Source organism: Pseudomonas syringae CC1557 (genome assembly GCF_000452705.1).
Lineage (GTDB): Bacteria > Pseudomonadota > Gammaproteobacteria > Pseudomonadales > Pseudomonadaceae > Aquipseudomonas > Aquipseudomonas syringae_F.
The window spans coordinates 1,972,336-1,985,541 of the sequence record NZ_CP007014.1 but is presented as its reverse complement, the minus strand read 5'-3'; the positions used below and the strand labels follow the sequence as shown (position 1 = coordinate 1,985,541).

Genomic DNA, 13,206 nt, shown 5'->3' with positions numbered 1-13,206 from the left:
GGGCACCGAGTATAGACAGTTAGGGCGCTAATGACAACGCGCAGACTTACCGCCAATGGCGCATTGCGCTGCCGGGATAAAAGGCGTAAACGGCAGGAAACGACATCGAAAAACGCATCGTCAACGCCTTGCGGAGCACGACTTTAGGCAAATTGACTTTAGAATTTATCTCACTATAGTGATGCGGGCCCTGCGTGGGGGGCCTGTCTGATGATTTGAAGCATAAATAGGAGGCCACATGGCTGAGAAAAAAGCGCAGTTGATCATCGAGGGTGCTGCCCCCGTCGAGCTGCCAATTCTGACGGGTACAGTGGGTCCGGACGTGATCGACGTACGCGGTCTCACCGCCACCGGCCGCTTCACATTTGACCCTGGCTTCATGTCCACGGCATCTTGCGAGTCGAAGATCACCTACATCGATGGTGATAACGGAATTCTGCTTCACCGCGGCTACCCGATCGAACAACTGGCCGAGCAGTCCGATTATCTGGAAACCTGCTACCTGCTGCTCAATGGCGAATTGCCAACCGCCGAGCAGAAAGCCCAGTTCGTTGCCGTGGTCAAAAACCACACGATGGTTCACGAACAGCTCAAGACCTTTTTCAACGGTTTCCGCCGTGATGCCCACCCGATGGCCGTCATGTGCGGCGTAGTCGGCGCCCTGTCGGCGTTCTATCACGACTCGCTGGACATCAACAACCCGCAGCACCGCGAGATTTCTGCCGTGCGCCTGGTCGCCAAGATGCCGACCCTGGCAGCGATGGTCTACAAGTACTCCATGGGTCAACCCATGATGTACCCGCGCAACGACCTCAGCTACGCAGAAAACTTCCTGCACATGATGTTCAACACACCGTGCGAGATCAAACCGATCAGCCCGGTGCTGGCCAAGGCGATGGACAAGATCTTCATCCTCCACGCCGACCACGAGCAGAACGCCTCGACGTCCACCGTGCGCATGGCAGGCTCTTCGGGTGCCAACCCGTTCGCCTGTATCGCTGCCGGTATCGCAGCGCTCTGGGGCCCGGCTCACGGCGGCGCCAACGAAGCCGTACTGACCATGCTCGACGAGATTGGCGATGTTTCGAACATCGACACCTTCATCGCCAAGGCCAAGGACAAGAACGATCCGTTCAAGCTCATGGGCTTCGGGCATCGCGTCTACAAGAACCGCGACCCACGCGCCACCGTGATGAAGCAGACCTGCGACGAAGTTCTGAAGGAACTGGGCATCAAAAACGATCCACAACTCGAACTGGCCATGCGCCTCGAAGAGATCGCCCTGACCGACCCTTACTTCATCGAACGCTCGCTGTACCCGAACGTCGACTTCTATTCGGGCATAATCCTCAAGGCCATCGGCATCCCGACCAGCATGTTCACCGTGATCTTCGCCCTGGCGCGGACTGTCGGCTGGATCTCGCACTGGAAGGAAATGCTCTCCAGCCCTTACAAGATCGGTCGCCCTCGCCAGCTTTACACCGGCGACGTAAAGCGCGACATCGTCCCCCTGCAAGATCGCAAGTAGGCGTTAGCGCAAAAACAAAGGGCTGCCAATGGGCAGCCCTTTTTCGTCTCGACACGGGATTACTGCGCGGCCCTGTCCCTGAGCGCCTTCAGCGTATTGAACGGCGCATCGACGACAAACTTGTTGGCCAGCATCGACGGCACACTACCGCCTGGCTCGGTGTGAACCTGATAGGTCACCTCAGTCTGGTTCGGGCCTTTGGGCACCATCTTCCAGAACCCCTTGACCTCGGCGACACGCACAAAACCCTTTTCTTCAGGCAGGTACTTCGGCTGCCCTTCGAGATTGCGCGTGATACTGCCATCAGCGCCTTCCTGGGTCGTAATCAGCAACACCGAATCTCGCGGCGTCACCGGCCATGGCGTGTTGAACTGGCTGTAAGTCCAGGTTTTGTCACCTTCGTGCTTGAGCACTTTCTGCAACTTGCACTCATGAATCCATGCACAGGCACCCGCCACGTCCTCTTGCAGCGCGCGCAACTTGCCGACGCTGGCGTTGATCACAGCAACGCCGCGATAGGCCTTGTAATCGGACCCCGGCACATCACTCAACGAGACCTTGATGCCGTCCTCATCCTTGGCGACTTTCCAGTCTTCCGCCTGCGCCACTCCGGCAAGCGCTACAGTCAATCCACAAGCAACAGCCATGCGATAAAGCGAACTCATGTTTTATTCCTTGTTTGAAGTTCCGACAAAACGCTTGCGCTTAAAAGTGTTGCTTCATGCTACCGCAGTAACCTTTTCCCACCAGCCTATCAGGCGAATGGCGTCAGCCTGATCGACACCACAGACATCCTCCGCAGCCTTGAACTGACTGCAGACAGCAGGACGCTCGGGCTTGCCGAACAGAGCACACAACAGTTCGATGGACAGGTGCAGGCAACGCTCCCCTGCGGGCTTTCCGTTCGGCATACCGGGTATGGCAGACGTAATGGAAGGCGCGATGCAACACGCGCCACACTCTGAACGGCAGTCCATGACCCGAGACCTTTATTGAGAAAATGAAAAAAGAGCACGGATATTAACCGCCGAAACGCTCGTTTGAAAATGCCGTATCGGACGATACACAGGGCTTACTGCTTGAATTTGAAATCCAGAGCAGCACCCTCGACGTCGCGACGGTTGTCGTTGCGCATCTGCAGTTGCATTTCATTGGTCAGCAATCGGCCTTCGAGCTCGAAAGGACTGCCTCCAGGCGATTCACCAAACATCTGCGGCAACAATGGCTTGCGCTTGCTGGTAATGACTTTGGAAGGCGGGTCCAGCTGCTTGACCAACTCAGGCGGCAGACTCAGGTCCAGCCTGGGTGCTTTTATCCGCACATCCCTGGCCTTGGGCTCCTTGGCAGCCTTGCGATTGCTGGCGGTGGTCTCACGCTTGCTCGTCACAGCCTTGGAAGAAGCTGCTTTGGAAGAAGGCTTGTCAGCGCTGGATGCCGGCGCCTTGTTGATCCGGGCGGCTGATGGCGCATTTGACTCCTTACCGACCACCACAGGCACCACGGGAACACCCGGCATCAATTCATGCATGGAGTCAGGCACTTTCGGCAGTACGGTCTCGGCCGCAGAAACCTCCACCGGTGCTACATCCTTCACCGCAGCCTTGGGTAAAGCAGGCGCAGGCGCAGGCGCGGCAGCCTCGGTCTTTGGCTTGGGCACAGGTGATTGCTGAGCGTCACAACCACTCAGCAAAACAACAACCAGTAACCCGAAACAACGAAACGCATTCATAGGCAGGCATCAGACAAGACAGTGGCAAAGCCGGAAAGAAACATATGCTGTCCTTTTGAGGCCACGCTGACAAGGCAAGAGTTCCGAATAATTGACAAAAAAGCCTGCCCCGCTCAGTAGACAGGAACAGTGTCGTGACACAGCTGTTTTGCCAGCATCCCCAGCGTCATCAGCGCACGCTCCGCCTCCTTGTTCCACGGCATGCCGCAGTTCAGGCGTATGCAGTGATTAAACTGCTCGGTATTACTGAAAATCAGGCCCGGCGCGATGCTGATGCCCTGCTCCAGCGCGCGGACATGCAGCTCTTGCGTATTGACCCGACCCGGCAGGCTGACCCACAGGATAAAGCCACCCGCCGGGCGACTCATCTGCGTGCCCTCAGGAAAGAACTGCTGCACAGCGAGCTGATAGGCGCTCAGATTCTTGCGATATTCCAGGCGTATGAAACGCAGATGCCGATCATACCCGCCATTCTCAAGGTACGCGGCGATCCCCATTTGCGTGACGCTGCATGCAGAGTGCGTGCTGAACGTCTGCAGACGCTGAATCTCGGCCTGGTACTTGCCAGCGATTATCCAGCCAACGCGCACGCCCGGCGACAGGGTCTTGGAAAAACTGGAGCAGTAGAGCACCCTCCCCAACCGATCAAACGCCTTGAGCGCCTTGGTTCGTCCGACCTCGAACATCAGTTCGCCATAGACGTCGTCCTCGACCACCTGAATGTCAAAATCGGAAACCAGACGCAGAAGGTTTTTCTGCCGCTCCTCAGGCATGGTGCCGCCCAGAGGATTACTTAGCCGTGAAGTCAGCACCAGCGCTTTGATCGACCACTGATTGGCCGCCAGTTGCAGGGCCTCCAGACTGATGCCAGTCGCCGGATCGCTGGGAATCTCGATGACTTTCAGCCCAAGCAGATCGGCAAGCTGCAACAAACCGTAATACGCCGGGGATTCAGCAGCGATCAGATCGCCGGGGCGGGTCAGCACTCGCAAGGCCATTTGCAGCGCATCGACACAGCCGTGCGTGATCACCACCTCCGACGGGTCGACCACCACGCCTGCGTCGCGCATGCGGATCGCAACCTGCCTGCGCAGCGGCTCGAAACCGGGGCTGAACATGTAGCTGAAGGCACGTGGGCTTTGAAAGCGCGTGACCTTGGCAATTTGCTGATGCAGCGCACGTACCGGCAGGTAATCCACATGTGGCACCGCCGCGCCCAGGGCGAACACGCCATCACGCCGCGATTCTTCAAGCACTTGCTGGATGATACTGCTGCGCGTGACCAGCCCGGGCCGCTCGACACGCGCGATGTCCGGCGTGGACGCGGTCAGCGCAGGCGTCTGATGAACGTAATAACCCGACTGCGGACGCGCCCGGATCAGGCCCTGATCTTCGAGATTTGCATACGCCTGCAATACCGTGGCATGACTGACATTGAGCTGCGAGCTCATCTTGCGAACCGACGGCACCCGCTCCCCGGGCTGGTAGACGCCCCGACGAATGTCTTCAGCCAGTTGCTGAGCGATGCGCTGATAAAGCAAAAGATTGGTCATGGCACAGCCTCGAAAAGACCGGTGATTTATTGTTTTTTAAAATACAGATTGATAATAACCGGTGCAGTCCAGAAGTGTACGGGAACAGTTTGCGCTCAAGCCAGCGATCGGCGCCGTTGCGCGAAAATAAACGCGGCCATAAACGCCATACACACAGCGTTTAAAGCCAAAAAAGCCCGAGACCGTTACCGGTGTCGGGCTTTTTCTTGAGCGCTTTCGCTATCGAGCAGCGCCTAACTGACCTTTTTCATCGGAAAACACAATCTCGACGCGGCGATTCTGCGCTCGCCCACGCTCGGAGGTATTACCGTCGACCGGAAACTGCTGGCCGTAGCCTTGAACCTGAATACGTTTTTCATCGATGCCCAAATCCATCAGCATATCGGCAACAGCTTGCGCACGGTCCTTCGAAAGATTCAGATTCTCCTGACGATCACCGGTGCTATCGGTGTAGCCCTCGATCCTGACCACACGGCGCGGATTGATCTGCAGAAACTGCACAACCTTGAGAATGGTGCGACTGGCGGAGTTTTTCAGCTCGGCATGCCCGGCATCGAACAGCACATCGCCGAGGGTCATCACCAAACCGCGATCAGTCTGCGTGGTGGCCAGGCTGAGAATCTGGTCTTCCAGCCAGCGCCCCTGCTGCTGGGCACTGGCCAGCTTGGCTTCACGCAACGCCAGTTGCATGCGCTGGCGCTCGAGGTCCATTTTTGCCAGGCGCTCCTGACTGAGCAGCAAATTGCTGTGTTCGCGAGCGATTTCGCTGTATCGACTGCTCAGGTAGGCGTAATGACTGACATCGGCGCCACTGCCCAGATAACTGGACAAGCGCTCGGCACGGGCCAAAGACTCGCCGGCACGAATGACATCCCTCGGCGCGCTGCGCAGCACGTCGGTGTCTTCCTTGACCTTCTGAAAATCGGCGTTTGCCTGCTGCAAAGCCTGCCCACTGTCCTGATGCCCGGCACAGCCGTACAGCCCGGCCGAACCCAGCAAAAGGCATACGCTCAGTACACGCGGAATACGGTTCATTGCGCCTCTCCCAGCTGCTTGCGCAAGCGATTGAGACGAGTATTCAACTGATTGGCCTGCTCTTGGCTCTTGACCGTGAGTACTCGTGCTTCCGCCAACCGCGCATCCAGCTCGGCCCGCTCCGCGCTCATGCGTGCTTCCTTGTAGGACTGCGCTGCCATTGCCGCACGCGCTTCAGCAAAGGAGGACAAAGCCGTTTCCATTTCTGGTTGATCATCAGCAGCACCGACTGCCTTGGCCTGTTGCAGGGCCTGCTCGGTCAACTTGAATTGTTCGGTCGGGACGGGATCGCTGGCACAGCCGACCAGCGTGGCGATTGCCGTGACGGCAATTGAAAAACGAATACTCACAAAAACATTCCTACTTATTTGAGGCGCTGGCACCGGCAGGCTGCAACAGCTGGGCTTTCCATACGTCCAGATTGTGCCTGATGACTTCGCCCGCAAGGCCGGAGGCCGCAGATTCTGTCATCTTTTTCGCCAGCTGTCCGCGCAACCATGGATCGTTGCACGCCGAGTTGAACGACAAGGCCAGATAGAAACCCGGTGTATCGACCGCCAGCGGCTGAGCAGTCAGGTCTGAATCCAGACCAAGCGTCTGTACCATGACCATTCCGGCATAACGCCCGGCGAGCACATAATCCACTTCGCCCAGCGCCAGTTTCTGAAAGGCCGGCGTCAACCCCGAGACGCGTTCCAGCGTCAGATGCTGATTTGCCGTCGCTTCGAAGTGCGGCGTCAGCCGGGTCTTTTCTGATAGGGCCCCCGGATGACCGTTCAGTTCGGCTACCGTATTGAACGGCACTGCATGGTCGCGACGAGTCCAGACCATGATGTCGTTCTGCACAATCGGCGGATGAATGTAATCGAGGAATTCAAGCTGAGCGTCGTTCAACGGTGCATCCGCCAACATGTCCATGCGCCCGGTACGCACCTCTTCAAGCGCCTGGCTGCGTTTGCCGCCGTACAGAAACTCGACCTTGATACCCAACGCTCCCGCCGCCTGAGTCAGCAGGTCGGCATTGGCGCCCATCAGGTGCCGCGGGTCCTGAGGATCACGCCATAGATAGGGAGGCGCATCCGGGCTGCCCGTCACGATCAAACGCTGGCATTTTTCTGCGCCGAGTGTCAGCGAAGGCAGCAGCACTATGCCCGCCAGAAGCGAAGTCAGCAGCCTGTTGCGACCCATGAGAAGTCCTTTTGAAAGCGATAAAAAACCCGTGCAATCCGGGCAGGCGTAACGCAGACACACTGCTGGTACACATACCGGACGGAACGGGTTCTCTTTATAGTGGAAGAGCTTCGCTTAAACCAGATGTGGTTTAAACCAGCTTCTCCAGCTCAGGGATGGCTTCGAACAGATCCGCGACCAGACCGTAATCGGCCACCTGGAAGATCGGTGCCTCTTCATCCTTGTTGATCGCAACGATCACCTTGGAATCCTTCATGCCCGCCAGATGCTGGATCGCGCCGGAGATACCGACCGCAATGTACAGCTGTGGCGCGACAATCTTGCCGGTCTGACCGACCTGCATGTCGTTGGGCACGAAACCGGCGTCGACCGCGGCGCGCGAGGCACCGACTGCCGCACCGAGCTTGTCGGCCAGGGTGTACAGGTGCTTGAAGTTGTCGCCGTTCTGCATGCCGCGACCGCCGGAAACGACGATTTTCGCCGCTGTCAGTTCTGGACGATCCGACGTGGCCAGCTCTTCGCCAACGAAGCTCGATTTGCCTGCATCATGAACCGCCGAAACCGCTTCGACCGCCGCCGAACCACCTTCCGCAGCAACCGGATCGAAGCCGGTGGCACGTACGGTGATGACCTTGACCGAGGCCGTGGACTGCACGGTGGCAATCGCGTTACCGGCATAGATCGGGCGAGTGAATGTGTCGGCCGATTCTACCGAAACGATCTCGGAGATCTGATCCACGTCCAGTTGCGCGGCAACGCGAGGCAAAATGTTTTTGCCGTTGGAAGTGGCAGCGGCCAGCACGTGGCTGTAACCGGAAGCCAGCTCGACCACCAGTGGCGCAACGTTTTCAGGCAGTTGATGAGCGTAGGCCGCGTTGTCCGCCACCAGCACTTTCGCCACGCCGGCAATCTTGGCAGCGGCTTCGGCAACGGCGCTTACGCCGGAGCCCGTGACCAGCAGGTGAATATCACCGCCGATCTTTTGAGCGGCAGCAACGGTATTGAGCGTAGCCGGGGCTACGGTCGCATTGTCGTGTTCAGCGATAACCAGGATCGTCATTTAGATTACCTTCGCTTCGTTTTTCAGTTTCTCGACCAGTTCAGCCACCGACTTGACCTTGATGCCTGCGCTGCGTGCAGCCGGCGCTTCAACCTTGACGGTCTTGTTGGTCGAGGCTGTGGAAACGCCCAGTGCGTCAGGTGTCAGCACTTCAAGCGGCTTCTTCTTGGCTTTCATGATGTTGGGCAGCGAAGCGTAGCGCGGCTCGTTCAGACGCAGGTCGGTAGTCACAATGGCTGGCAGGCTCAGGGAGACAGTCTGCAGGCCGCCATCGATTTCACGGGTCACGGCAACCTTGTCGCCGGTCACTTCGACTTTCGACGCGAAGGTGCCTTGCGGATAACCGCTCAGCGCAGCGAGCATCTGCCCGGTCTGGTTATTGTCGCTGTCGATCGCCTGCTTGCCGAGGATCACCAGCTGTGGCTGCTCCTTGTCGACAACTGCCTTGAGCAGCTTGGCTATGGCCAGTGAAGTCAGTTCTTCAGCGGACTCGACCAGCACGGCACGATCTGCACCCAGTGCCAGCGCAGTACGCAATTGTTCCTGAGCGGTGGTCGGGCCAACGGTGACGACCACGATTTCTGTCGCTACGCCCTTCTCTTTCAAGCGCACTGCTTCTTCAACAGCGATTTCGCAGAAAGGGTTCATGGACATTTTGACGTTGGCCAGATCGACGCCGGAGTTGTCCGCCTTGACGCGAACCTTGACGTTGTAGTCGACCACTCGTTTGACAGCTACAAGAACCTTCATGGATTCCTCACTCTCCGGTGAAAAGAAGTCGCCCGGCAGCGCCAGGCGATCGATATGTGTCCTCAACAAGCAATCGTATGAGTGCAGGCCAGACGCTAAGAAGGCCCTGTACAAAAGGCGCTGTAAAGGCCGCACGCCACCCGTCAAGCAACGGCAGGATGTGTAGAATGCGCCGGGCGACGTTGACCAATTGCCTGCACCGCGTTCGCCTGATGCCTTTTGGGAGATTCAATCGAACCTCGTTTCAGCCTACGGCAAACGCAAAACCGCCCGTATCTTGACCGCAACGCCTTTTCCGGTCAATACGCCAAATCGGCCAGTCATGGGTCTCTTGTCTTTGATTTATCTGGCTTGCGGGCAATTCAAACAAACGTTTGTATTGGACCCGCGCAGTGGTGTAGATATAATGCCTGCCATTAAAAGACTGGCGGTGTCCAACACCTCCATAGGTCGGCCTGTAGCGCCCATAAAAAACACCGTGAGCCTTGAGAGTAGGAGATAGCCTGTGGAACGCGAATACATGGAATTCGACGTCGTTATCGTCGGAGCCGGCCCTTCCGGGCTTTCTGCCGCTTGCCGCCTTAAACAGAAGGCCGCTGAAGCCGGGAAGGAAATCAGCGTCTGCGTGGTGGAAAAAGGCTCTGAAGTGGGCGCTCACATTCTTTCTGGTGCGGTGTTCGAGCCCCGCGCGCTGAATGAACTGTTCCCGAACTGGCAGGAGTTGGGCGCCCCGCTCAACACGCCGGTCAAGCGCGATGACATCTATCTGCTGCGCGACGCCGAAAAAGCCCGGAAAATCCCGGACCTTTTCGTTCCCAGGACCATGCACAACCATGGCAACTACATCATCTCCCTGGGCAACCTGTGCCGCTGGCTCGCGCAGCAGGCTGAAAACCTCGGCGTGGAAATCTACCCGGGCTTTGCCGCACAGGAAGCACTGTTCGATGACAACGGCGTGGTGCGCGGGATTGTCACCGGCGACCTGGGTGTCGACCGCGAAGGTAATCCGAAAGAAGGCCTGTACACGCCCGGCATGGAGCTGCGCGCCAGGTACACGCTGTTCGCCGAGGGCTGCCGTGGCCATATCGGCAAACAATTGCTCAAGCGCTTCAACCTCGACGACGAAGCCGACGTGCAGCATTACGCCATCGGCCTGAAGGAAATCTGGGAAGTCGACCCGGCAAAACATGAACAGGGGCTGGTGGTGCACACCGCAGGCTGGCCGCTGGACGATGCCAATCCGGGCGGTTCGTTCCTGTACCACCTGGAAAACAATCAGGTGGTGGTCGGCCTGATCGTCGACCTTTCCTACAGCAACCCGTACCTTTCGCCGTTCGATGAATTCCAGCGCTACAAGCATCACCCAGTCATCAAGCAGTACCTGGAAGGCGGCAAACGCATCAGTTACGGCGCACGCGCTATCACCAAGGGCGGCCTGAATTCGCTGCCGAAGATGGTGTTCCCTGGCGGAGCGCTGATCGGTTGCGATCTGGGCACCCTGAACTTCGCCAAGATCAAGGGCAGCCACACCGCCATGAAGTCCGGCATGCTGGCTGCCGAATCGGTGGCGGACGCGCTGTTCGCCGGTAACGAAGGCGGCGACGTGCTGACGTCTTACGTCGAGGCCTTCAAGGCCAGCTGGCTGCATGAAGAACTGTTCGCCAGCCGCAACTTTGGCGTCGCGATCCACAAATACGGCGCACTCAAGGGCGGCGCATTCAACTTCATCGATCAGAACATTTTCGGTGGCAAGCTGCCGTTCACGCTGCACGACACCCAGCCTGACTATGCCTGCCTCAAACTGGCAGCGGACTCGAAGAAGATCGACTACCCGAAACCCGATGGCAAGCTCAGCTTCGACAAGCTCAGTTCGGTGTTCCTCTCCAGCACCAACCACGAAGAGGAGCAGCCTTGCCACTTGAAGCTGACCGATCCGAGCATCCCGATCAGCAAGAACCTGCCGCTGTATGATGAACCGGCCCAGCGCTATTGCCCGGCAGGTGTGTACGAAGTCATCACTAAAGAAGATGGCGAGAAACGCTTCCAGATCAACGCGCAGAACTGCGTGCATTGCAAGACCTGCGACATCAAGGACCCTTCGCAGAACATCACCTGGGTGGCACCGGAAGGCGCTGGCGGCCCCACATATCCGAACATGTAACGGTCGCGGCAAGCTTCAACAGAAAAAGCCCCTCTCGGGGCTTTTTCCATTCAGGCAGGGACACGCAGGTTGCTGCTCTCCTCCCCCGGGCTGCGCTCGAAATAGCGCTTGTATTCACGACTGAACTGCGACGCGCTTTGATAGCCGACCTTCAACGCGACCTGCGCCACACCCAGGCCCTCGGCGACCAGCAATTGCTGAGCCTTGAGCAGGCGCAGGCGTTTGAGGTACTGCACGGGCGACAGCAGCGTGCTGCGTTTGAAGTGTTCGTGAAAGGTCGAGGTACTCATATTGGCGCAGCGTGCCAGGGTGTCGACATTCAGCGCGTGATCATAATGCTCGTGCAGGTAGGTGACTGCAGAGGCTATTCGCGCGAATTGCCCCTGCTGCTCGACCAGCGCGCGCAACACACCTGACTGTGGACCACGCAGTGCGCTGTACAACACGTCGCGAACCCGTGACTGCCCCATTGCCTGACACTCCAGCGGATCATGCAGGCAGCGCAGCAGACGCTCGACACTGTCGCGCATTGCATTGTCGATCAATACCGAGGTCATCGATTCCGGCGTCTGCACCTCGCTTTCCTGCACGCTCGCCGGGCCCAGCGCCTGCACCAGCTCACCCAGCAACACCCGGTCGATGGCCACTGAGACGCCGTAAAGCGGCTTGTCGGGGGTGGCGAAGGTTTCGCACTTGAACGGCACGGAAAGCGCCTGAATCAGGTAATGCCCGGTGCCATATTCGAACGTGCGCGGCCCCAGGCAGGCGACCTTGCTGCCCTGCACCATGATCATCAGGCTTGGCTCGTAGATCTGCGGGCTGCTGGCCACGTAACCAAAGGCCGACAGAACGCGCACCTCAGGCAGATGGGTAGCCACAAAGCCGGGGCGAACCGCGAGGGGTTTGATCAGGGAGACGAGTGTGGCATTGCCATCAGGGGGAAACGCAAGCGTCATGGGAAGCAGGCCGACAGAGAAATAGACAGCTTCATCATCGCAGATTTGAGCCTCGTAGCCGACATCGAATTGTCCAGCCAGAGAAATAGGCATGAAACACGGAGGATTCACCATAGCCGGGACAGGCGCACATCCGGACAATGGTGCGCCTCTATTCCGTTACACCTTGCGAGGTCATACATGTACACAGCTATCGGTTACGCCGCTCAGTCAGCCACCGCCCCCCTCGCCCCGATGACCTTCGAACGTCGCGCTCCGCGTGCCGACGACGTTGCCATCGAAATCCTCTACTGCGGCGTCTGCCACTCCGACATTCACCAGGCACGCAACGAGTGGGGCATTGCCGTTTACCCGCTGATGCCAGGCCACGAAATCGTCGGTCGCGTCACCGCCACTGGCGCCAATGCCACCAAATACAAAGTCGGAGACATGGTCGGCGTCGGCTGCATGGTCGACTCCTGCCGTGAATGCTCGGCCTGTAAATCGGACCTCGAACAGTATTGCCTGGAAGGCCCGACCATGACTTACGCCACGCCAGACCGCGTGGACGGCAGCAACACCATGGGCGGTTACTCGAACAGCATCGTGGTTGCCGAGCATTTCGTCGTGCGCGTTCCAGAGAAGCTCGACCCGGCCGCCGCTGCGCCGATTCTGTGTGCAGGCATCACCACCTATTCGCCACTCAAGCACTATGGCGTCAAGGCTGGCGACAAGGTTGGCATTCTGGGCATGGGCGGTCTCGGCCATATGGGCATCAAGTTCGCCAAGGCGATGGGCGCTGAAGTCACGCTGTTCACCCGCTCCGCAGCCAAGGCTCAGGAAGCACATCGCCAGGGCGCTGATCATGTGATCGTGTCGACCGACGCAGAACAGATGAAGGCCGCTGCCGGGCACTTCGACTTCCTGCTCGACACCATTCCGGTCCAGCACGACCTGAACCCCTACCTGGAAACCCTGCGTTTCGACGGCGCGCACATTCTGGTCGGTCTGATCGAGCCTATCGAGCCGCCAGTACACGCAGCCAATCTGGTGATGAGCCGTCGCGTACTGGCCGGTTCATTGATCGGTGGTATTGCCGAAACCCAGGAAGTACTGGATTTCTGCGCCGAGAACGACATCACCTGCGACATCGAAATGCTCGACATCCGCAACATCAACGAAGCCTACGAGCGTATGCTGGCCGGTGACGTGAAGTACCGTTTCGTGATCGACATGGCCACGCTGAAGGCCTGAGCCGCTGCCG

Annotated in this window: 13 protein-coding genes; 3 read left to right on the top strand and 10 right to left on the bottom strand. The window is 58.4% G+C overall.

All coding sequences use genetic code 11. The features are described 5' to 3' along the window. The first annotated feature begins 238 nt into the window (after positions 1 to 238). On the top strand, positions 239 to 1,528 hold the full coding sequence (gene gltA / locus N018_RS09205) for a citrate synthase (RefSeq protein ID WP_024645999.1): 1,290 nt from the start codon (positions 239 to 241) through the stop codon (positions 1,526 to 1,528). A gap of 59 nt (positions 1,529 to 1,587) precedes the next feature. On the opposite strand, the gene N018_RS09200 is transcribed toward gltA, so the two are convergent. The 9 genes from N018_RS09200 to N018_RS09160 form a co-directional block, all read right to left on the bottom strand. Further along, positions 1,588 to 2,193: an START domain-containing protein gene (locus N018_RS09200; RefSeq protein ID WP_024645998.1), complete on the bottom strand. Its 606-nt coding sequence runs from the start codon at positions 2,191 to 2,193 to the stop codon at positions 1,588 to 1,590. A gap of 54 nt (positions 2,194 to 2,247) precedes the next feature. Then, on the bottom strand, positions 2,248 to 2,505 hold the full coding sequence (locus N018_RS09195) for a YkgJ family cysteine cluster protein (RefSeq protein ID WP_024645997.1): 258 nt from the start codon (positions 2,503 to 2,505) through the stop codon (positions 2,248 to 2,250). A 95-nt stretch (positions 2,506 to 2,600) separates the two neighbouring features. Then, positions 2,601 to 3,257, bottom strand: coding sequence for a translation initiation factor 2 (locus N018_RS09190; protein ID WP_080274810.1), 657 nt, complete (start codon positions 3,255 to 3,257; stop codon positions 2,601 to 2,603). Between the two features lie 113 nt (positions 3,258 to 3,370). Next, the gene (locus tag N018_RS09185) at positions 3,371 to 4,810 is read right to left on the bottom strand and encodes a PLP-dependent aminotransferase family protein (RefSeq protein WP_025389392.1); all 1,440 of its coding nucleotides are present in this window, start codon (positions 4,808 to 4,810) and stop codon (positions 3,371 to 3,373) included. A 219-nt stretch (positions 4,811 to 5,029) separates the two neighbouring features. Further along, positions 5,030 to 5,845 (bottom strand): OmpA family protein, encoded by an 816-nt coding sequence (locus tag N018_RS09180; protein WP_024645994.1) that lies wholly within the window; start codon positions 5,843 to 5,845, stop codon positions 5,030 to 5,032. Then, positions 5,842 to 6,195: a DUF4398 domain-containing protein gene (locus N018_RS09175; protein WP_024645993.1), complete on the bottom strand. Its 354-nt coding sequence runs from the start codon at positions 6,193 to 6,195 to the stop codon at positions 5,842 to 5,844. Before N018_RS09175 ends, N018_RS09180 begins: the two co-directional genes overlap by 4 nt. A 10-nt stretch (positions 6,196 to 6,205) precedes the next feature. Then, positions 6,206 to 7,033, bottom strand: coding sequence for a substrate-binding periplasmic protein (locus N018_RS09170; RefSeq protein WP_024645992.1), 828 nt, complete (start codon positions 7,031 to 7,033; stop codon positions 6,206 to 6,208). A 133-nt stretch (positions 7,034 to 7,166) separates the two neighbouring features. Then, a complete protein-coding gene (locus tag N018_RS09165; protein ID WP_024645991.1) occupies positions 7,167 to 8,096 on the bottom strand; it encodes an electron transfer flavoprotein subunit alpha/FixB family protein in 930 nt (309 codons plus the stop codon). Further along, positions 8,097 to 8,846: an electron transfer flavoprotein subunit beta/FixA family protein gene (locus N018_RS09160; RefSeq protein WP_024645990.1), complete on the bottom strand. Its 750-nt coding sequence runs from the start codon at positions 8,844 to 8,846 to the stop codon at positions 8,097 to 8,099. Positions 8,847 to 9,351: 505 nt separating this feature from the next. On the opposite strand from N018_RS09160, the gene N018_RS09155 reads away from it, so the two are divergent. After that, positions 9,352 to 11,007, top strand: a complete 1,656-nt coding sequence (locus N018_RS09155) for an electron transfer flavoprotein-ubiquinone oxidoreductase (protein WP_024645989.1) — start codon at positions 9,352 to 9,354, stop codon at positions 11,005 to 11,007. Positions 11,008 to 11,057: 50 nt separating this feature from the next. Here the strand turns inward: N018_RS09155 and N018_RS09150 are convergent, their stop codons facing one another. Further along, a complete protein-coding gene (locus N018_RS09150) occupies positions 11,058 to 11,963 on the bottom strand; it encodes an AraC family transcriptional regulator (protein ID WP_024645988.1) in 906 nt (301 codons plus the stop codon). Positions 11,964 to 12,143: 180 nt separating this feature from the next. Between N018_RS09150 and N018_RS09145 the strand changes: the two genes are divergently transcribed. Then, positions 12,144 to 13,196 (top strand): NAD(P)-dependent alcohol dehydrogenase, encoded by a 1,053-nt coding sequence (locus N018_RS09145; protein ID WP_024645987.1) that lies wholly within the window; start codon positions 12,144 to 12,146, stop codon positions 13,194 to 13,196. Positions 13,197 to 13,206 lie beyond the last annotated feature (10 nt).

Coding starts and splice junctions, on each gene's coding strand:
- gltA (WP_024645999.1), top strand. CDS start 239: ATGGCTGAGAAAAAAGCGCAGTTGATCATCGAGGGTGCTGCCCCCGTC.
- N018_RS09200 (WP_024645998.1), bottom strand. CDS start 2,193: ATGAGTTCGCTTTATCGCATGGCTGTTGCTTGTGGATTGACTGTAGCG.
- N018_RS09195 (WP_024645997.1), bottom strand. CDS start 2,505: ATGGACTGCCGTTCAGAGTGTGGCGCGTGTTGCATCGCGCCTTCCATT.
- N018_RS09190 (WP_080274810.1), bottom strand. CDS start 3,257: ATGAATGCGTTTCGTTGTTTCGGGTTACTGGTTGTTGTTTTGCTGAGT.
- N018_RS09185 (WP_025389392.1), bottom strand. CDS start 4,810: ATGACCAATCTTTTGCTTTATCAGCGCATCGCTCAGCAACTGGCTGAA.
- N018_RS09180 (WP_024645994.1), bottom strand. CDS start 5,845: ATGAACCGTATTCCGCGTGTACTGAGCGTATGCCTTTTGCTGGGTTCG.
- N018_RS09170 (WP_024645992.1), bottom strand. CDS start 7,033: ATGGGTCGCAACAGGCTGCTGACTTCGCTTCTGGCGGGCATAGTGCTG.
- N018_RS09165 (WP_024645991.1), bottom strand. CDS start 8,096: ATGACGATCCTGGTTATCGCTGAACACGACAATGCGACCGTAGCCCCG.
- N018_RS09160 (WP_024645990.1), bottom strand. CDS start 8,846: ATGAAGGTTCTTGTAGCTGTCAAACGAGTGGTCGACTACAACGTCAAG.
- N018_RS09150 (WP_024645988.1), bottom strand. CDS start 11,963: ATGACGCTTGCGTTTCCCCCTGATGGCAATGCCACACTCGTCTCCCTG.
- N018_RS09145 (WP_024645987.1), top strand. CDS start 12,144: ATGTACACAGCTATCGGTTACGCCGCTCAGTCAGCCACCGCCCCCCTC.